At 39.6% G+C, this 18,998-nt stretch carries 23 protein-coding genes and 1 pseudogene; 6 read left to right on the top strand and 18 right to left on the bottom strand.

Going from position 1 to position 18,998, the window contains the following annotated elements; translation table 11 throughout:
- Positions 1–160: 160 nt before the first annotated feature.
- Complete coding sequence (locus ACWF5P_RS00955) at positions 161–556, bottom strand: GNAT family N-acetyltransferase (protein ID WP_434167719.1); 396 nt, start codon at positions 554–556, stop codon at positions 161–163.
- A 219-nt stretch (positions 557–775) separates the two neighbouring features.
- Here ACWF5P_RS00955 and ACWF5P_RS00950 point away from each other — a divergent pair, with 219 nt between their 5' ends.
- Positions 776–955, top strand: coding sequence for a small acid-soluble spore protein H (locus ACWF5P_RS00950; RefSeq protein WP_101223203.1), 180 nt, complete (start codon positions 776–778; stop codon positions 953–955).
- A gap of 214 nt (positions 956–1,169) precedes the next feature.
- On the opposite strand, the gene ACWF5P_RS00945 is transcribed toward ACWF5P_RS00950, so the two are convergent.
- The 4 genes from ACWF5P_RS00945 to ACWF5P_RS00930 form a co-directional block, all read right to left on the bottom strand.
- Positions 1,170–1,682, bottom strand: coding sequence for a DUF3189 family protein (locus ACWF5P_RS00945; RefSeq protein ID WP_434167720.1), 513 nt, complete (start codon positions 1,680–1,682; stop codon positions 1,170–1,172).
- A 281-nt stretch (positions 1,683–1,963) separates the two neighbouring features.
- Positions 1,964–3,073: a D-alanyl-D-alanine carboxypeptidase gene (locus tag ACWF5P_RS00940; RefSeq protein WP_434167721.1), complete on the bottom strand. Its 1,110-nt coding sequence runs from the start codon at positions 3,071–3,073 to the stop codon at positions 1,964–1,966.
- A gap of 358 nt (positions 3,074–3,431) precedes the next feature.
- Positions 3,432–3,569 (bottom strand): hypothetical protein, encoded by a 138-nt coding sequence (locus tag ACWF5P_RS00935; RefSeq protein WP_452444483.1) that lies wholly within the window; start codon positions 3,567–3,569, stop codon positions 3,432–3,434.
- Between the two features lie 408 nt (positions 3,570–3,977).
- Entirely contained in the window at positions 3,978–4,955 is a 978-nt protein-coding gene (locus ACWF5P_RS00930) for an acyltransferase family protein (RefSeq protein WP_434167722.1), read from the bottom strand.
- Positions 4,956–5,329: 374 nt separating this feature from the next.
- On the opposite strand from ACWF5P_RS00930, the gene ACWF5P_RS00925 reads away from it, so the two are divergent.
- Complete coding sequence (locus ACWF5P_RS00925; protein WP_283866342.1) at positions 5,330–5,722, top strand: thiol-disulfide oxidoreductase DCC family protein; 393 nt, start codon at positions 5,330–5,332, stop codon at positions 5,720–5,722.
- Between the two features lie 88 nt (positions 5,723–5,810).
- Here ACWF5P_RS00925 and ACWF5P_RS00920 read toward each other — a convergent pair whose 3' ends face one another.
- The 7 genes and pseudogenes from ACWF5P_RS00920 to ACWF5P_RS00890 all read right to left on the bottom strand — a co-directional run bounded on the left by ACWF5P_RS00920 (position 5,811) and on the right by ACWF5P_RS00890 (position 9,420).
- Positions 5,811–7,193 (bottom strand): DUF3238 domain-containing protein, encoded by a 1,383-nt coding sequence (locus ACWF5P_RS00920; RefSeq protein ID WP_452444481.1) that lies wholly within the window; start codon positions 7,191–7,193, stop codon positions 5,811–5,813.
- 124 nt (positions 7,194–7,317) lie between these two features.
- Positions 7,318–7,764 carry a glucose starvation-inducible protein GsiB gene (gene gsiB / locus ACWF5P_RS00915; protein WP_434167724.1) on the bottom strand — a complete coding sequence of 149 codons (447 nt, stop codon included), beginning with the start codon at positions 7,762–7,764 and terminating at the stop codon, positions 7,318–7,320.
- 182 nt (positions 7,765–7,946) lie between these two features.
- Positions 7,947–8,144: pseudogene (locus tag ACWF5P_RS00910) on the bottom strand (KGG domain-containing protein); the annotation flags it as partial.
- A 143-nt stretch (positions 8,145–8,287) separates the two neighbouring features.
- Positions 8,288–8,437 carry a YvrJ family protein gene (locus tag ACWF5P_RS00905; RefSeq protein WP_101223211.1) on the bottom strand — a complete coding sequence of 50 codons (150 nt, stop codon included), beginning with the start codon at positions 8,435–8,437 and terminating at the stop codon, positions 8,288–8,290.
- A 40-nt stretch (positions 8,438–8,477) separates the two neighbouring features.
- The gene (locus ACWF5P_RS00900) at positions 8,478–8,696 is read right to left on the bottom strand and encodes a DUF2922 domain-containing protein (RefSeq protein WP_230178192.1); all 219 of its coding nucleotides are present in this window, start codon (positions 8,694–8,696) and stop codon (positions 8,478–8,480) included.
- Between the two features lie 42 nt (positions 8,697–8,738).
- On the bottom strand, positions 8,739–8,957 hold the full coding sequence (locus ACWF5P_RS00895; protein ID WP_402899170.1) for a DUF1659 domain-containing protein: 219 nt from the start codon (positions 8,955–8,957) through the stop codon (positions 8,739–8,741).
- A gap of 184 nt (positions 8,958–9,141) precedes the next feature.
- Positions 9,142–9,420, bottom strand: coding sequence for a DUF2798 domain-containing protein (locus tag ACWF5P_RS00890; protein ID WP_434167725.1), 279 nt, complete (start codon positions 9,418–9,420; stop codon positions 9,142–9,144).
- Between the two features lie 159 nt (positions 9,421–9,579).
- Between ACWF5P_RS00890 and ACWF5P_RS00885 the strand changes: the two genes are divergently transcribed.
- Together ACWF5P_RS00885 and ACWF5P_RS00880 are read left to right on the top strand one after the other, a co-directional pair.
- Positions 9,580–10,443, top strand: a complete 864-nt coding sequence (locus ACWF5P_RS00885) for a LysR family transcriptional regulator (protein ID WP_230178190.1) — start codon at positions 9,580–9,582, stop codon at positions 10,441–10,443.
- Positions 10,444–10,606: 163 nt separating this feature from the next.
- Positions 10,607–11,248 carry a hypothetical protein gene (locus tag ACWF5P_RS00880; protein WP_101223216.1) on the top strand — a complete coding sequence of 214 codons (642 nt, stop codon included), beginning with the start codon at positions 10,607–10,609 and terminating at the stop codon, positions 11,246–11,248.
- 43 nt (positions 11,249–11,291) lie between these two features.
- On the opposite strand, the gene ACWF5P_RS00875 is transcribed toward ACWF5P_RS00880, so the two are convergent.
- From ACWF5P_RS00875 to ACWF5P_RS00850, 6 genes are all read right to left on the bottom strand, one after another.
- A complete protein-coding gene (locus tag ACWF5P_RS00875) occupies positions 11,292–11,546 on the bottom strand; it encodes a sigma-G-dependent sporulation-specific acid-soluble spore protein CsgA (RefSeq protein WP_101223217.1) in 255 nt (84 codons plus the stop codon).
- A gap of 108 nt (positions 11,547–11,654) precedes the next feature.
- The gene (locus ACWF5P_RS00870; protein ID WP_034309784.1) at positions 11,655–11,852 is read right to left on the bottom strand and encodes a helix-turn-helix transcriptional regulator; all 198 of its coding nucleotides are present in this window, start codon (positions 11,850–11,852) and stop codon (positions 11,655–11,657) included.
- Positions 11,853–11,880: 28 nt separating this feature from the next.
- Positions 11,881–12,372 (bottom strand): DUF6773 family protein, encoded by a 492-nt coding sequence (locus ACWF5P_RS00865; protein WP_434167726.1) that lies wholly within the window; start codon positions 12,370–12,372, stop codon positions 11,881–11,883.
- A 413-nt stretch (positions 12,373–12,785) separates the two neighbouring features.
- Positions 12,786–14,213 carry a GntP family permease gene (locus ACWF5P_RS00860; protein ID WP_101223219.1) on the bottom strand — a complete coding sequence of 476 codons (1,428 nt, stop codon included), beginning with the start codon at positions 14,211–14,213 and terminating at the stop codon, positions 12,786–12,788.
- Between the two features lie 135 nt (positions 14,214–14,348).
- A complete protein-coding gene (locus tag ACWF5P_RS00855; RefSeq protein ID WP_101223220.1) occupies positions 14,349–15,125 on the bottom strand; it encodes a 3-hydroxybutyrate dehydrogenase in 777 nt (258 codons plus the stop codon).
- Between the two features lie 44 nt (positions 15,126–15,169).
- Positions 15,170–16,453, bottom strand: a complete 1,284-nt coding sequence (locus ACWF5P_RS00850) for a GntT/GntP/DsdX family permease (RefSeq protein WP_434167727.1) — start codon at positions 16,451–16,453, stop codon at positions 15,170–15,172.
- A gap of 420 nt (positions 16,454–16,873) precedes the next feature.
- Between ACWF5P_RS00850 and ACWF5P_RS00845 the strand changes: the two genes are divergently transcribed.
- Positions 16,874–17,785, top strand: coding sequence for a LysR family transcriptional regulator (locus tag ACWF5P_RS00845; RefSeq protein ID WP_452444479.1), 912 nt, complete (start codon positions 16,874–16,876; stop codon positions 17,783–17,785).
- Between the two features lie 157 nt (positions 17,786–17,942).
- The gene (locus ACWF5P_RS00840; protein WP_452444478.1) at positions 17,943–18,863 is read left to right on the top strand and encodes an NAD(P)-dependent alcohol dehydrogenase; all 921 of its coding nucleotides are present in this window, start codon (positions 17,943–17,945) and stop codon (positions 18,861–18,863) included.
- Positions 18,864–18,998: the final 135 nt, after the last annotated feature.

The following is an 18,998-nucleotide window of genomic DNA, read 5'->3' as shown; positions in this document are numbered from 1 at the left end:
GGTCAGAATTTCCACTTCAGCTAATGCCCCTTTTGCTCTATAAGAAAAGAGCAATTCGTCACTGCCCCTTAGAGAACTTTCGCACGTGTTAATGAAAATACTCTTATTGTTAAGATGGGGATTTACGGACTTTTTGCATAAATAGCTCTGGATTATCAATCTAGTTAAAACCGTATTTTTTATATAATGAATGTGCATCATTGGTAGCTAACATAAACCTGCGAACCCCTTCTAGATCGGAATGATTGGTGATAACCTCCATTAACCATTTTGATAATCCTAATTTACGATAGTCAGGTAATATAAACACATCGCAAAGGTACGCATGGGTTGCTAAATCGGTTATTACCCTTGCAAATCCAACTTGTTCAATATCTTCATTTCCTATTTCACCTTTATAAACCCCAAAACATAAGGTCGTATTTTCGATTGACTTTATTACTGTTTCCTTGGGTATTCCCTTTGACCAGTAAGCTTCCTGATTCAAAAAATTATGTATTAAATCCAAATCTAAATGCTTTTTATTAGTGGAAATCGAAAACCCCTTAATATTCATTTTACATCCCCCTGACCCTTTTTAATTTTCTGTAATTATACCAAATCACTGATTTTAATCTTCTGAACTAACCTGCCGAAATGTTAAAAGCTGCCTTAAACATAACTCGATCTTAAGTAAGGTTTAAGGAATTCTTGGAAGAATTTTAATACAACAAGTATAACTAAGTAACCCGAAACAAATATTATACATGTTGCAAAATCAAAGGAGGTGGCTAAAATGAAAGCACAACGAGCAGAAGAAATTGCTTCTTCACCAAATATGGTTAATGTAACCTATAATGAGGAAAGCATCTATATCGAGCACGTCGATGAACAAAATGGAACAGCTACAATCCATCCCCTTGATGATCCAAATAAAAAACAAAGTGTTTCTGTAACCAGCTTAAAGGAGCAGTAATTTCCTCGATTCAATAATAGACCTCCACTTTCGGGTGGTGGTTTATTGTTCGATTAAGTTCATTGAACAAGCACCACGTCTATATAGCGTATATTCTCCCAGAAGCTAAAAAAAAGCCAACATCAATCGTTGACTTTAATTCCTAATAAAGTTACAAACTGCACTTTCAAAAACGAATTTCGATGGGCTAAGCAATCTTTTACAATAATTAATATTACTTATATATTTCATTCTCTAATATAATCACCTTTTCCCCATTCGCTGCTTTTCCTATTTGTTTCGTATTTTCAACCAACCGAAAAATATTATCACAGCATTGTTTTGCACCTATAACTAATAATGGTACACCTATAAAATCAACTTTTATTGCTCTTGATAGGTAACCCCCTATAGACATAGCAATAGGTACCGTTGGTGATGTATTGGAGAATACTATTTTTTCGTTAAAATGAAATTTCTCTTCTAGTAGTAATGTCAATTCTTTTAATGCTGGAACCACAAGCTTTTCTCTTTTATGTCCAATTGTATAAACTGAGTTGCCATCTTCATCGGTCCCGCGAAAAATCAGCTTTCCAAATTCCTTTTTCGTTAATTTATTGAAATATTTTACATTTAATATTTCTTCCTTAGTTAGTTTTCTTTCCGATTGAGGTAATTGTTTTAAATGATATGCGGCAGCCATAGACGTGGTATGTGTCCCCCCATAATCATTATAGATATACATCATGAAATCATCCCTAATAGTTTTTTTAATACTATTATGGTCATATACTCCATTTCCAATTCGGTTGATTATTTTAGGGAAATATCCGAATTCAGGAATATGATCTTATTTGACATAATAAAGTTGTCCTATCTAAAAACAAGATCGTTTTGCAGTAGATAAGAATATTCCTGTGTTCGAATCATCAATAAAAATAAAAGAGTACACCTATCAGTGATACATGATAAGGGCACTCTTTTATTGTTTTTATTATTTATAAACTGGGGTATGTATAGTAACGAGTTCTAAAACCCTCCCAATCCTAGGGATGGGACAGATAATTTAATTAGCTTATCATTGGTTGTTTCTTTTTTAATCGGGGCAGGCAATACTGTGTTCCTAACATCAGCGACCGTTTTAAGGTCAAAGGATTCTATTGCTTCCCCTTCTTGGTTCATGATTGAGAGAATTCCATCATTACCCGTTTTTAGACTAGGTTGATCACTGCTTGAATGAGTATAGTATAAGTCTTCGTTCAGCGTGTAGGAATGAGAGTAGTCCGCTGAATAAAGTTTGCTTTTTTTATCAATTTTGCCTGATATAAAGTTATCAAAGCCATAGTTGAATAAAAGCTTGGTATCAGCGTAGGCAACCTTGTCTGAAGGAGCTTTTAGAGTGACAGCAATCAATTCCTGATCACCTCTGGTGGCAGTGGAAATCAGGGTGTAGCCGGATTGACTGACGAAACCGGTTTTCCCGCCGGTTATTCCCTTATAGGGAAGTTCGCCTTTTAACATTTTATGATGGGTAATTAGAGTCGTGTCCCATGTTTCCACTTCCCATGGTAAAGCCTTCTTCCCAAAATAATCACGGAAAGTTTCATTTTTCATTGCATATTGGGTAATTTTCGCAAGGTCACTGGCTGTAGTTAAATGGTCTTTGTCAAACAATCCATGGGGATTCGTAAAATGAGTATCGGTGACGTTTACTTCTTTTCTTAAAAACTCATTCAAATCTTCCATAAACAGTTTTTCACTGCCAGACATATGCTCGGCAATTGCGATGGCTGCATCATTTCCGGAGTTGATTAGCATTCCTGCAATTAATTTGGAAAGCTCTATTTCCTCCCCAGGTTCAATAAATACCGAAGACCCGTCTGCCTTCGCTGCTTTCTTGCTTACAGTCACTAGTTCGTTCATATCCCCGTGTTCTATAGCATATATAGCCGTGGCAACTTTCGTTAGACTGGCTGGATACATACTTTTATTCATGTTTTTTTCGTATAATACTTTTCCACTTTTCGCATCAATAATGATACCGGCTTCACTATTGAGGGGTAAGTCAGATTCTGCACTTACAGTTGTAGAGGCGAAGGGGATTAAAGCCAAAATGAAGATGAAGAAAAACTTTTTCATATGCCGCTCCTTTGATGATAGTAAAATCCTATATAGTCATAATAAAATAAATCTGAATGTTTAGAGTTGATTTATTGAAAGTGAAATACAAAAGTAATTACCCCTTAATAATTTTGGAAACATTTCGGGGAATGAACTTCATTTTCTTTCCTGAAATAACTTTATAAGGGTTGTAACCCTTTTAGTGGGTCATCCATTTAATCTCCATTAAATAGATTTTTTTGTAGATCACTAAATATCTGGCAATTTCTTTTCATGAAAAAAACCCTTCAAACTGAAGGGATTCTGTCTGTAGATAAAATCTAAGAAAAGCCAGCTTGACTGCAGTTTTTTTATTTAAAAAACGTTCCAGATGATTTCAGAAATCCGCTCCCTTTCCGCCGACTGTCTGCCAAGCCGCATCAAAGCAAGCGGCTGCGGTGCCTCGGCTAGCCAGTAATTCGGCAGGAGTGTCGCAAATTTCTTCAATCCAATAAGGATTACAGTAAAAAAACATGAAGGATAATCTAGTCTTGTATTAAAATCATAGTTCGAGATGAGACCGTTCCCAACCGCCCGCGGAAAGCGAGTACCTGGAGTGGAAATCGACGTTCCAGGTTTAATAAACCCTCATAAAAACTGTAAACAAAAGGGGCTTTATCTAAATTTCAAAACAGAGTTGATTGGAACGAAAGGTGCGAGACTCCTGCGGGAAAAGCGGGTCGAGGGGAGACCCCACAGGCGCAAAAGCACCGAGGAGGCTCCCCGACCGCCCGCGGAAAGCGAGTGCCTGAAGTGGAAATCGACGTTCCATGTTTAATAAACCTAAATGAAAATTGAGACTAACTTGTTCTTCATCGAGTTTGTCTACAGCCTGAGCCCTTCAAACAAATGGGCTAGTTACTTTATATGAGTTAAAATTCTGTTATGTTTTCGTTTTCATTTTCATTCCTATTAACACACATTCCACTTTTACTATCGGTTTTCTTGATAATATAAATATAATGGTTACAGGTATGACTAATAAAACATAGTACTGGCCACTTTCTTTGATCCAATCATATATAAATGAGTTATAAACATATTCCAGAAAAAACATATGAAAAAGATAAATACCTAATGTAATTGATCCTATTTCAGTAAAAAAAGTATGTTTTTTAGGAACAATACATAAAAAACAATAAGTTGCTGCTCCCATAATTAAATAAACGAGAAACTTATATATAAAACCGAGGGCAATGGAGCTTTCCATTAATTCCTTATAACCTAAGCGGCCATAAAACCATTCCCTCCAAGTCATTTCCCCATAGAAATAAATACCGATAAAGATTAAACCTAGTACAGCCCAGCCTATTAGGGCATTACTTTTCTTTTTAACCCATTCAAAATGATTTTTTTCTAAAAAATGACCAATTAAAAAGAAAGGAAAGAAAAAGAACGTTCTCGACAAACTTAACCATTCATTCACTTCACCAAAGTAACCGATTATTAGAGAGACAATTATTGAAAAAACGATTCCATATTTCCTCGAGGAAAATATAAACAATAATATATTCCAGCAGAATAAGCTTATTAAGAACCATAAAGCCCATCTCGGAGTCAAAATTGTGAATTCAATTGGCTCATCAAATAACTTCTGATAATAGAAGGTATAAATCACCTGGAATATTACATAGGGAATTAATATTTTCTTAATTAGCCCCCAGAGGTCCTTTTTACTTTTTATCTTTCTTGAAAAATAGCCGGATACTAAAATAAAAGCTGGCATATGGAATGAAAAAATAAACAAATAAATTGTTAAAATCCATTCATTTTCTTCCACCATTCTAGCTAATGTGTGTCCCAAAACAACTAGTACGATTAAAACAGCTTTCGCATTATCAAAATACGGATCACGCTTCATGAAATCTTACCCCCTATAAAGAAACTGCTAGTTATATCTTCTGATCCTCAATTATGGTTTGAATGAAAAAGCCGGCTTTCCACTAATATAGGATTGCCGGCTGTTTATTTACGGAACTTCATTGGAGTATCTACCATATCATAGCTTGTTTACAGTATAGTTAATGGAAAATAACAGTTTGATAACAGAGACTTAAACAAAAAACTCCACCCGCCAATCGAGACGCGCTAACGCACCCGTTAATGACTTGCCGGAACGGACAATCACTTTCAAAATCAAATCCCAAGCAGTTCCAGACGTTTTCGCCTTAGCAGAACGGGTAGTGTATTATATAAGCATGAGTATGATAACGTCTCTCTATAGGAGGAATGTTCATGAATCCAATCATATTATTTGATGGTGAATGCAACTTTTGCGATTCGAGTGTCCAGTTCATTATAAAGCGGGATCCGCAGGGGCTTTTTCATTACGCTTCGCTTCAAAGTGAGGCGGGGCAAGAGTTGCTGAAGAAGTATGATGTTCCAGCAGATATAGATAGCATGGTCCTGATTGAAAAGGATAAGGCCTACTATAAATCGTCTGCAGCCTTGAGGATTTGCCGTCGCTTACAAGGGGCATGGAAACTGCTTTACGGCTTCATCATCGTTCCAAGCTTCATCCGGAACTTCGTTTATGATTTCATTGCCAGAAACCGTTACAAATGGTTCGGAAAGAAAGAAGAAAGCTGTATGCTGCCGTCGCCAAGTGTTCGAAAGCGATTTTTATAAAGAAAATGTATTTGTTGGATTGGAAATGGTCAACTTTCTAGTATCAACAAAAAAAAGGACGATCAGCGCTCACGGCTTTTCGTCCTTTTCATTGTGTAAATGAGGAGTATCTCCATAAATGATTGGCCGTAGGATGCGCCATCATTTCGAGCCCTTTGTTTTCCGCCAGGTGCAGGGGTGCCCAGTCTGGGTCATCTGCCTCCTTGAGGTAGACTTCGTGATGCGGTGCCTGATCATGATAGCCTGCTATATTGATTTCGCCATTTCGGTAAAAGGTCCCAATCACTTTATAATCCACGGCTGGAGAAATGATGACTGGGTTGCCTACAGAGTGTGTCAGCTGAATGGTCGTTTTCTCATGATTGGATAATACGCGCTTCACTACAATGTCTTCATCCGAGGCCACTCCTTCCTCAAGGAAATCGCCATCATGATTGTAGGCTTCACTTTTCCCGACCGCTTTGGAAAATTCAATCTCGGCCTTTCGTTCCTTTTCGTGAATATACACATCGACTCTAGTCCGGAAACTGGATGATTCAGGATCAAACCCGCGATTGTCACCTTTAAAAATGGGAACCTTCGATGCAAGATTGGGGTTTTTCAGCCACTCTTCCGGTAAAAAGGTGGTATAGCGCAGCTGCCAATTTCTTTTCTTTTTACCGTCCACATCGTTTTCAACTGGCTGTAAAAGCTTTTTTACAGGCCCAATCTTTTTCGTATTCGTTATTTCCTCGATCGCTGCCTTTGCTTGGGATGAACCTTTTTTTACGGCTCCGACAATACTCGCTAGAAGGGATTTCACGGCAAAGGACTCCTGCTCCGAACGCGGAAGGGGCCGCTTTGCTTTAATGGTATATGTGTATTCCTGATCTTCACTAATACTTCGATCACTGAAGGAACATCCACCCACTTTCCCAATATCCACGCCATTTCGATAAATCGTATACTCTTTTATTCCTTTGATGGGCTCCCATTCCAGGCTGGCTTGGCCTTTTGCGACAATCGTGGTGAATACCAAATCCAAAAGGATATTATCTTCTTTTTTATTCTCGGCGGTCGTTGATGTCTGTATTTTCATCCTGTTTACTGCCTGTTCTTTTTCATTGCAGCTATCTATCGTGTACGTATAGATGGTTCCTGGAGTCAGACCCCGATCTGCAATCTTCGGCTCCGAGCCGCTGTAAATCAGCTCTCGCCCCCTGAATACCCGATAGTAACCGCCTTCATCAGGCCAAATAAGCTTTATGGAATCTTCTTTCCGTTCGATCTTACACATCAATGAAGCCGTTTTGAATACCGCTTGATGCTTCCTCTTATTGGAAATGATATAAGCGATTCCCGCAAGACCAAGAGCAAGCAATGAATGCCTTGCAGTGAATGTAACTCCGCCTACTTTTAAACGGGGAAATGGATAATGGGCAATCAACTTCTTCATCACCTCTTTCTTTTCTAGTGTTATTTCTTTACCCACTTTAATCTCCAAGCACACTTTGCAATGTGCTGTGGAGGTTATTTCCTCGGGACTTGCTGATGGCATAAAAAAACCGAGGGAATGGTAGTCCCTCGGTCATTTATAAGTTTAACTGGATTATATTTTAACGGCGGCTTTTTTCCCCGCCTTTGCGTCCTGCTTCTTCACGGCTCATTTTTCCATCATCGGAATCATCACGTTGATTGGCCCGTGCCTCTCCGCCTTTTTCGCCGATTTCCTGATAGAATTCCTTGCCATGACTGTCGGATGTCGCTTCTCCGCCTTTTTTACCAATCTCCTGATAGAAGTCCTTATCATGATTTTCGGATGTGGCTTCTCCGCCCTTTTGGCCAATCTCTTGATAGAAGTCCTTATCATGATTTTTGGATGTGGCTTCTCCGCCCTTTTGGCCAATCTCCTGATAGAAGTCCTTATCATGATTTTCGGATGTTGCTTCTCCGCCTTTTTGGCCAATCTCTTGATAGAATTCCTTATCATGATTTTTTGCTGTTGTTTCTCCACCTTTACGTCCTGCTTCTTCACGACTCATTTTCTCATTGTTGTTAGCCATTAAAAATTCCTCCTTATTATTTGGATTTTTCATGTACTAGCTACATATGACATGTACCCGCTTGAACAGCTATAAAACTAGAATCAGCTAAATACTTCAGGTCGCTTCTTTTATTTAGCGGTGACTTTTTTCCTCGCTATTAAGTCCTGCTTTTTCCTGCACATTTTTCAATCATCGGATCCATCACGTTGATTGGCTCTAGCCTCTCCGCCTTTTTTGCCAATTTCCTGATAGAAGTCCTTATCATGATTTTCGGAAGTGGCCTCTCCGCCTTTTTGACCAATCTCTTGGAAAAATTCCTTATCATGATTTTTTGCTGTCGCTTCCCCGCCTTTGCGGCCTGCTTCTTCCCTGCTCATTTTTTCATTGTTGTTAGTCATTAAAACTCCTCCTTATTATTTGGATTTTTTATGAACTAGCTACAGTTTTATGTATACCCGATAGATTTGATATAAAACTAGAATCTATTAAAATTTCAAAAGGAAAAGCATCATGAATGATATCACTCATGATGCTTCCTAACCTACTTGGGAATCCCTTCTCGCAAGCGATTTGGCAGCTCTACAAGGGTTTCATTCAAAGTATCCAATTTCGTTTCAATTCTATGAAGCAAATAGAGGGTAACAATGATCGGGAACCCAATATCACTGACAAATGGCAGAATTTGATCCACTTTTTATTCACCTCACTTCAAGTGTGTAACCTCCCGTTCGTTAAATAAGTTCGACTTCCTCCACATTCCGCTCGACAAGGCGCGCCGCCTTCAAATCGACAAAATTCCCGGAGGATGTAACGAACACATTCCCCGCAATGATTTTTTCCATTGCCTGTTTAACCGTGTTTACTCCGACCGGATCCTTCGGATTATCAACGGAAATCGTCGCTGACTTTCCTTCCGCTGTAACGAAAATCAATTCCAATACTTTAGCCATTTCAAATCACCTCCCCCTCTTCCGACATCTTTCGAAAACCGATTAGCCAATCAAAGAATACGTATCCACTCGGGTCACTTCACCCATTGGATAATTCTGTACACTTGCGATTGCAACTGCTGTCGAAAACAACTGGTCCGCCGTCGCCTCAACCTTGATGTTTGAAAATGTCCTCCGCTTGAAAACGAGGGCGCCTTTTTCATTTAACCCCGTCTCAAAATCGATTCGCAACGTACTTGATACTGGAATTTGATTTGCCATACCACTCACCCCCTTTCACACTCTATATAAACTTTTACAGGATGAAAGTAGCATGGTCTTGAAACTTTTACGGAAAACGCATAAAAAGCTCCCCATCATTTGGGCAGCTCTATATCAGTATTTTTTAAAAGTCCATATTCTTTACTTTTTTTAAGGAAATCCTTTGATTATCTACTGGCAATTATCATTTGTCTTCTTCTCTCACTAAAAAATCTTTCTCAATTATTATCGGTTTTTCTACAAAATCAATTCTTCTCATTATTTGTTGTATTACTCTCGGGAAAAAGTAAGCTCCAAAGAAAGCACAGATAAAAGCCTGTGACCAAGTTTTTAACCAAGTAGCTAGGAATATATGATCATAACCCCTATTTATTGAGACTAATATAAATGAAATAAAAAAGGACATACTAAATGCCATTAAAAATGCATAAATAATATTTCTGTATTTAACGTTAATTTTCATTATTTTTCTACTTCAACTCCTGATCTATTTTAGGTTCCTTGATTTTTTTATTTTCTGTTGTTCTGTTCCCAACTATATTTTATTTCTTCCATTTACATTAGTAAAACCAATTTTTATAATAGGTCTATTAGAATTACTAATGCAAAGGGGTTAGTCAGATTGAATTCTTATTATGCATTTATCAAAACCATAGAAACAGGCAGTTTTACAAAAGCTGCTGAAGAACTTGGCTATACGCAGTCCGCCATTAGCCAAATGGTGCATTCATTAGAGGAAGAGCTTTCCACCACTCTTATTTTACGTTCTCGAAAGGGTATTACCCTGACACCAGATGGCGAGGAATTTTTGCCATATATCCGGAAGATTTGTAATTCACATAGGGAACTGACTGAAAAGCATAAAGAGATGGAGGGACTGCAAAGCGGTCTTATTCGAATTGGCACCTTTTCCAGTGTTACATGTCATTGGATACCGGGATTGATCAAGGATTTCAAGGAACTTTACCCGACTGTTCATTTTGAATTACATCAAGGAAATTATTCGGAAATCTCAAACTGGATTAAAGAAGGCAGCGTAGACTTTGGCTTTGTGAATTCAAATGTTACGGATTTAACTACGATTCCCTTGCAAGAAGATGAAATGGTGGCTGTAATGCCAGTAGATCACCCTTTAGCATCATCCACAGAAGTCTCCTTGGAGGAATTGCTAAAAGATCCTTATATCCTGTTGGATGAGGGAGTTATACATGAACCATTAATAATTTTTAAACAGTACAATTTTGAACCTGATACACAATACCGGGTCTATGATCCTTATGCGATTATGTCCATGATTGAACAAAAGCTTGGCATTTCGATTTTACCGAAACTGCTCTTAAATAAATGTCCCTATAATATTGTAACGAAAGCCATCTCCCCTTCTATTATCCGAACAATTACATTGGCATACAAAGATAAAAGGGTATTGCCAATAGCAAGCAGATATTTTATTGACTTTATTATTGAAAGGTATAGGGAAATCTAACCTCTATTTTTATTATCGTTTTTGCTTTTCATTTTATTTTCCCTTGAAATTATTTTTTTATAACTGACCTTTTTGATGCGAAGATAAATAGCAGTTGGCTTTAAATGGCACGTCAAATTCGCCTTTTCTGGGAAATAATAATCACGAAAGGAAGTGGATGTTGATGTCATTAGAATGGTTTGACAGAGTAAGCGGGGAATTGCAGGATCATCTTAAATCAATTTGTGAAAAATACGACCGCAATGGCAGTTTGATCGTGGAGCGCGGGTCTAAGCATCCACGCATCGAGTTTTATACAGAGCTGGATGACAATGAGCGGGATTATTTTGCCACGCTGTTTTTTGATCCGTACAATGAAGAATTTTATATGGAATCGTTCGAGCCTGATTTAGGACAGATCAGCAAGGTCATTCTTTCGGACATTGAAGATATCGTCGATGCTGTCCATGAGAGCTTCCATAACTATTTGGAAGAGGAAGATGATGATTACGAATATGATATGGATGATGATAATGATGATTTGTATGATCCAGACGGCAACGATTCCGAAATATACGAAATCGATGTAGATTGGGAAACGCCTGAAGTGACTGCCTATATCCAGGATAATGAAGTCGAGGTCACCTATCAATTCGGTATCGTCCAGGAAACAGGTGATGGTGTACTGAAACGGATCAATCGGATTCGGACAGCTGATGATGACCTGATAAAGGATGAAACGAATTTCATTTTCAGCAAGGAAGAAGCAAGTACGATCATCGCCATGATAGCCAGTCATATGGATTCACTAAGTGAAATGGAATAAAACCAATAAAACCTTGTCCATGATCATCATGGACAAGGTTTTATCATATAATAATCAGTTCATATACCTCTGATAATTGCGTGACCCGTTCCGTATCACTAGCTTCCTTCGCATGTTTAATTTCCTGAGGAAGAATATGGTTAAGGAGACTGGCTTCTTTACCGGATAGTTTATTGACGAGTTCTTCTTCAGAATGAAAATGTCCGCTTTTGATTTTATTATAAATTTCCTGGGCTTCAGGATATTGGTCCGTATAGTTAGACAATATCTCACGTAAGTAGCCAATCGTACGATCCATCAAACCATCCCTCTCGAATGTTAGATTTTTGCTTACATGCTATACCTTCCCCCATTTTTTGATGATAAATTCCTAAAAAAAAGATATCCAAGTCAATGGATACCCTAATCAGTCTTCCTCCCAAAATAAATCATCCAATGTGCGGGATAATGCTTTACAAATTCCGACACATAAACTTAATGAGGGATTATACTTTCCGGATTCAATCAATCCTATCGTTTGCCTGGATACGCCGACAATCTTGGCCAGTTCTTCTTGTGACAAGTCCTTTTCTACTCTCGCAAGCTTCAGTTTTATATTTTTCAAGGGAAAGCACCTACTATTTCTTATTATCTTAGCTATTCTTCATTCCGATTTTCTTCGCCAGCAAGTATATACCACCAAAAAACAGAAGTAAAATCGGCAAATAGATCATAACGGATACAAACGATACCAATACAAAATACCATACGCCCTGGGAACTGCTATCGGCATAGGATACAGCACTATTCACCCCCATGAATATAGCGATGATGAGTGCTAAAGCAACCGTCCCAAGAATCGTCTTCCTGCTCATCGGTGTTTTGCTTGTGCGGTCATGCATCTCCACCTCATCCCAGAATACACCTAAGAAAATGGAACGAGCTAAGTAATACAGCCCTCCTGCAACAAGGATCGCGAACTCCAGATATAACTCCCCGCTGCCTGCACCATATTTATATAGTTTGAAAAGTCCACTCACCAGGCAAATGGCCAAAATGACGTAATACATTTCTTTATAAATTTTATTTCTAACATTCTCAACCCGCTCATCCGTGATCTTTTTCGTTCGTTTGAATAGATTCATCTCTGATCGACCTCCAATAATTCCATCGCTTACCCTTATTATATGATTTATTTAACTTTTTGCAACATATATATTACATTTTATATTTTATAAATTGCAATATGTATAAAAAAAGATATCCAAACATCAAGTTTGGATACCTCAATAACCTTATTTAGGGTTTTACTCTAAAGTTTTGGGGATTTACTCGTATATCTCCATTTTCGGAGATATACCTGCAATTTTCGTTGATATATCTCCATTTTCGGAGATAAACCTGCAGTTTTCGTCGATATATCTACATTTTCGGAGATAAACCTTCAAGTAACGTCGATATATCTCTATATTCGGAGATAAACCTGTATTTTCGTCGATATCGTGAATTCTAGGCTTTTACTCGTGAGTTTTGGAGTTTTACTCGTGAATTCACCATTTTATATAATGCCAAACCAAGTATAGAGGGCAATGATGACAAAGACAGCCAATGATTTAATGATGGTGATCATGAATATGCTTCCATACGATTGTCTATGCGTTAATCCTGTGACGGCAAGCAGGGTGATGACGGCTCCGTTATGCGGAAGTGTATCCATGCCGCCTGATGCCATCGCGACTACACGGTGCATCACTTCAGGTGAGATATTGGCCGCGGCGATTGCTTGATTGTATTTATCAGCCATTGCGCTTAATGCAATTCCCATCCCCCCGGAGGCCGACCCTGTTATGCCTGCCAGTGCACTAGTGGTGACAGCACCGTTGACAAGCGGATTCGAGAACACACCGGATATCCCGTCACTGATCTTCGCAAATCCTGGAAGGGCAGCGATGACTCCGCCGAAACCATATTCCGAACCAGTGTTCATGACGGCAAGCAATGAGCCGCCAATACTGTTGTTCAGTCCTTCTTTCATGTTTTTCGTCACTCGTTTCCAATCATAGGCAAGGGCTGTGATGATCCCGACGATCAGTGCAATCTCCACCGACCAGATTGCAGCATTCGCTGCTACATCAACAGAATAATCTTCTAATCCCATTGCGGAAAAATCAAATCCATCAGGATACCAGTTTGGTATGGCTTTAGATAGATAATTATTCATGATGGCAACCAACCCAAGCGGAACGAATGCTAAAATCTGCCGGAATACAGATTGGTTTGAATGTAAATCAGGAGCGGGCTCCCCTTTTTCCTGTTCAGGATCAGCGGCATTTTTCGCAGCAAGCCCATAATATCCTTCCCCTGCTTTTTTGGCTCTTCTTTTTCTGCTTTCCAAGTAGGCCAATCCAACCGATAAGACAAAGATGGCGCCTATGATTCCAAGTATTGGAGCCGCATAAATGTTTGTACCAAAGAAGGACGTAGGAATGACATTTTGAATTTGGGGAGTTCCCGGCAAAGCATCCATCGTGAACGTGAATGCACCAAGTGCGATGGTAGCCGGCATAAGCCTTTTAGGTATGTCGGCTTGCTTGAACAATTGAACGGCAAAAGGATAAATGGCGAAAACCGCAACAAATAAACTCACGCCGCTATAGGTTAAAATCGCACCCAAAAGGACAATCGTCAGCATCGCTTGTTTGGCACCGATCAAGCGGACAATCGTCTTCGCAATCGATTCGGCGATTCCCGACATTTCGATGATCTTCCCGAAAATGGCCCCTAATAAAAAGACGGGAAAATAGTTTTTTATGAAAATGACCATCTTTTCCATGAATACGCCGGAATAGAACGGCAAAACATTCCCCGGGTCAATGAAGAAAACAGGTAAAAGTGCAAAGATAGGTGCAAATAAAATGACAGAATAGCCGCGATAGGCTGCAAACATCAATAGCCCCAGCGCCAGCAATATAATCATTAAGTCCATGAAAGTCCCCCTTAAACATATATTCCAAGTTTGAATAATTTCCCTAAACTAGTTAAAAATACGCCAAAAGTGAACCTCTCTGACAAATTAAAATTTGTCAGAAAGGTTCACCTTTATTTTTTTTATAATTATTGATTATTGAGCTGTATAGCCACCGTCAATGACAACAGCTTGACCTGTTACGCTTTTCGCTTTATCGCTTGCCAGGAACAATGCATAATCAGCAATTTCACTAACATCCAATAAACGTTTTTGAGGCACTAATGGAAGAAGGACTTCTGCCAATACATCTTCAATCGGAACATTACGTGTTTTCGCCAAGTCTGCCATTTGTCCGCGAACAAGCGGAGTATCGACATATCCAGGGCATAAAGCATTAACAGTAATACCGTGTTCTGCACCTTCCAAAGCAGCAACTTTCGTTAAACCGATCACTCCGTGTTTTGCGCTGTTGTAAGCCGCTTTACCTGCGAATCCGATAACACCGTTAATGGAAGAGACGTTAATGATGCGGCCGAAACCTTGTTCTTTCATGATTGGGAACACGGCTTTAGTTAGAATGAACGGCGCTGTCAGCATGATTTTTATCATCAATTCGTATTTAGCAGTCGGGAAATCCTCGATTGGTGATACATGCTGCAGCCCGGCATTGTTAATCACGATGTCAACCGAACCGTATGTTTCTTTAGCTTCCTTCACCATATTTACGATATCTTCTTCTTTTGTAACATCGGCTTTGATTCCAATTGAATCGAAACCAAGTTTTTTCAATGATTCCGCAGCATCTTTCACCGATTCTTCATTAATGTCGGAAAGAACCACTTTGGCTCCACTTTCAGCGAAATGCTTACCAATTTCAAATCCAATACCGCGAGCAGAACCTGTAATAATAACGACTTTATTTTCAACCATTATGAATTCCTCCTAGAGTAGATTAATTAATATATCGATATTTATTAAACGATACCGATGGCACCCATTATGATGCCGACGATCATGGCAATGGTCGGGATGATGAACGCAACCACGAAAACATCCTTATATGTTTCTTTATGAGTCAATCCTGTAACCGCCAATAGCGTCAATAGAGCACCATTATTAGGGAAAATGGATGCACCTGAAGCGACTGCCGCCATTCTGTGGAATACATCCGGGCTGATTCCCGTCGATTGTGACAAGCTGTAAAAAGTATCGCCAAGTGCATTAAGCGCAATACCCATACCTCCTGAAGCTGAACCAGTGATGATTGCCATGATTTGTACGGCAAGAGATTCAGCAACGAGCGGATTGCTCGAAATATTAAGCAGCCAAGAAGTGATGTTATCAAATGCAGGTATAACCGCAATGACAGCTCCGAATCCAACAGCGGCACTAGTATTCAGGATGGCCATCACTGACCCTTTCGCTCCCTCATTAACAGAGAAAATGAACTTTTTGTAATCCTTGATATTAATGACCATAATGCTCAGAACCCCTAATAATAATGCATAGATAGGTTCTAATTTCACAACGTTAAGCAATAGGACAACAATAAGAAGCGGAACCAAGGACAATAACCAATTCGGTACTTTTTCGTCTTGCTCAGAACCGGTAACCGCATCATCCGATTCAATGAAGCCTTCTCCTTTAGCAGAAAGAGATCTTTCTCTGTAGGATAACCAGAAATACCCGCCAACTGCCATTATCAATGAAGTGACGATACCGATGATCATGCCTGAAGTGGGTGTCGTATGGAAATACTCCATCGGTATCAGGTTTTGGATTTGCGGTGTACCCGGTATGGCCGTCATCGTGAAAGTGAATGCCCCAAGCGCAAAAGTGGGAACAAGTAGCCTTCTCGTAACGTTTGCTTCTTTAAATAACGCAAGCGCGATCGGATAAACGGCAAACACAACCACAAATAAACTGACTCCGCCATATGTCAATAAAGCGGAAGCGATCAGTACCCCTAGAATCGCCCTCTTTTTACCAATGATCTGCGTTACCTTCTTGGCAACGGATTTCGCTGCACCCGTTTCTTCCATCAGCTTTCCGAAAATCGCTCCTAGCAGGAAGATTGGGAACCACTTCTGAACGAATCCGACCAATCCGGTCATATACGTCCCGGTATACGTATCAAATACATCCAATCCGCTCATCAATGCTACTACTCCAGCCACCAGCGGGGCCACCCAAATGATGGACCATCCCAAATAGGCCAAAGCCATCAGCAATACTAAGCCTACAATTATACTTAACACTCGAAATCACCTCTTTCCAAGGTGATGTAAATAGTTTTGCTTTCCATCATGCTTCCCCCTTGATGTGTAAATCCCTTATGCCGCAGACTTCAAAATCCTTGTCTTGCAGCTTCAACCCTAAAAGATACCCTCTTTTTGTTATCTTAAAATAACTTCATAAACCTACCTTGTCCGCATTTCGAGAAAGATGAATAAGCTGATTGATAGGATGGAAATATATTCATTAACATAAAACATCATAAATACAGCTCCTACTAAAGCCCTTTCTCCTTACACTTTTACAGTAAAGAATATTTTATTAAAATAGGGTTATATATACTTGCTTTTTAATCCTCATATAGTTTACATCTCCTTAATTTATAAGTAAAATGAATAATAAGAATACACTTTATGCTAATGACGAATAAATAGGAGAAAGATATGGAATTACGAGATTTAAAATCATTCATGGAAGTGGCCCAACATAAAAGTTTTACGAATGCCGCCGCCAATTCTTACTTAACACAGCCTTCCTTAAGTAAAGCCGTCAAAAAACTCGAAGAAGAACTGAGTGTGGAACTCTTCGACCGCTCAACGAGACACCTGCGCCTGACGGATGCCGGACAAATCGTATATCAGCAAGGCCAAAAAGCATTTGCGGCATTATCCGAATTGAACGTACTTTTGGATGACCTCAGGGACGTTACAACAGGCGTTGTGAAAATCGGCATCCCTCCGTTGATCGGCACGCTGTTTTTCCCGGAAATTGCCCGCAGCTTTCAGGAACGTTATCCGAAAGTTTCCCTAGAGTTGGTCGAACTGGGAGCAAAGCTGATTGAAAGGCTTGTCGAAGAAGGTGAAATCGATCTCGGCATCGTCGTATTGCCTGCCAGTGAAGCTAATTTCAATATTTACCGCTTCATTGAAGACGAATTCGTTTTATTTCTTCATGAAGAGCACAGACTAGCCAGCCATTCAGCCGTCACCTTAACTGAATTGAAAGACGAGAAATTCATCCTTTTTTCAGAAGACTTCACTTTACATGATTACATTATCCAGGCATGCGTAAAAGACGGATTCACCCCTGAAATCTCATACCAAAGCTCACAATGGGACCTGATCATCGAACTCGTCTCATCCAAACTGGGCATCACCCTCCTGCCCAGATCGATTTATCATAAGCAAACCAACGAAAATGTTAAAATCATCCCGTTAAAAAACTCGAACCTCCACTGGAAACTCGGGATCATCACCAAAAAAGACGCCTACCATTCCTTCGCCTTGAAAGAATTATTGAAGATGCTGAATGAAGGTGTTGGTCTAGTGCAGAATGACATTACAAACACCAAGTAAATATAAAAAAATGTAAAAGCAGTGGATTTCGGAGGTGAAATCTCACTGCTTTTTAGCGTTTCTTCAGAAGTTTCTTCAGTTTCGTTTACATGTAGTTTTATAGTTCAGCTTAAATCATAGTATTAAAAGACTGAATCAAAAACTAAGGAGACTTGCGATGAAAGCAATGGTATGCACAAAATACGGTTCGCCTGATGTACTGGAACTCAAAGAGGTAGCAAAACCAACTCCCAAGGACAACGAAGTTCTGGTGAAGGTTCATGCGGCAACAGTCGCTTCAGGGGACATAAGAGTCCGGAGCTTCAAGAGCCCCTTCTTATTATGGCTGCCGATGCGGATCTTTCTGGGGCTTAGAAAACCGCGAAAACCGATACTCGGAGTGGAGCTAGCCGGGGAGATAGAGGAAACAGGGAGCAATGTGAAAAAATTCAAAAAAGGCGACCGGATTTTCGCCATGACTGGAATGAATTTTGGGGCTCATGCCGAATACACATGCTTACCTGAAGACGGGGCAATCGCAATAAAGCCCGTCAATGTGACCTATGAGGAAGCCGCAGCCGTTTCTTTTGGTGGAACGACAGCTCTGCATTTTTTTAGAAAAGCCAATATCCAGGACGGACAAAAAGTCCTCATATACGGTGCATCCGGTTCTGTAGGGACTTCCGCGGTACAGCTTGCCAAATACTTTGGAACAGAAGTTACCGGAGTATGCAGTGCCGCTAATTTTGGATTGGTGAAATCATTGGGAGCCGATAAAGTAATTGATTATACCGAAGAAGATTTCACGGAAAGACAAGAGCGATATGACATCATCTTTGATGCAGTCGGGAAAAGCTCAAAAGCCACATGCAAAAAAGCACTAACCCCGAACGGTCGATACGTGTCCGTTGAAGGGCAAGGAATAGCAAAGGTACTCACGGCAGATTTACTATTTCTCAAGGAGCTAATCGAAACTGAAAAGATAAAATCGGTCATTGATAAACGCTACCCGCTGGAACAGATACCCGAGGCTCATAGATACGTAGAGCTAGGACATAAAAAGGGAAATGTTGTGATAACTGTTCATGATAACCCCTGACCAAACCTTGCACATGTTTTAACTAGTCTCTTGGACATGGAAATACCCCTTAGACAATTGGATCTGAAGGGGTATGGAGTCATATAATTCTGTTAAAGGAGTCCTTTCCAGCATTCTTATATGTTGAAACTTTAA

The sequence above is a fragment of the Peribacillus sp. NPDC055009 genome (assembly GCF_053608705.1).
Note: the sequence above shows the minus strand (reverse complement) of the source record. Positions and strands in the feature narration are given on the sequence as shown.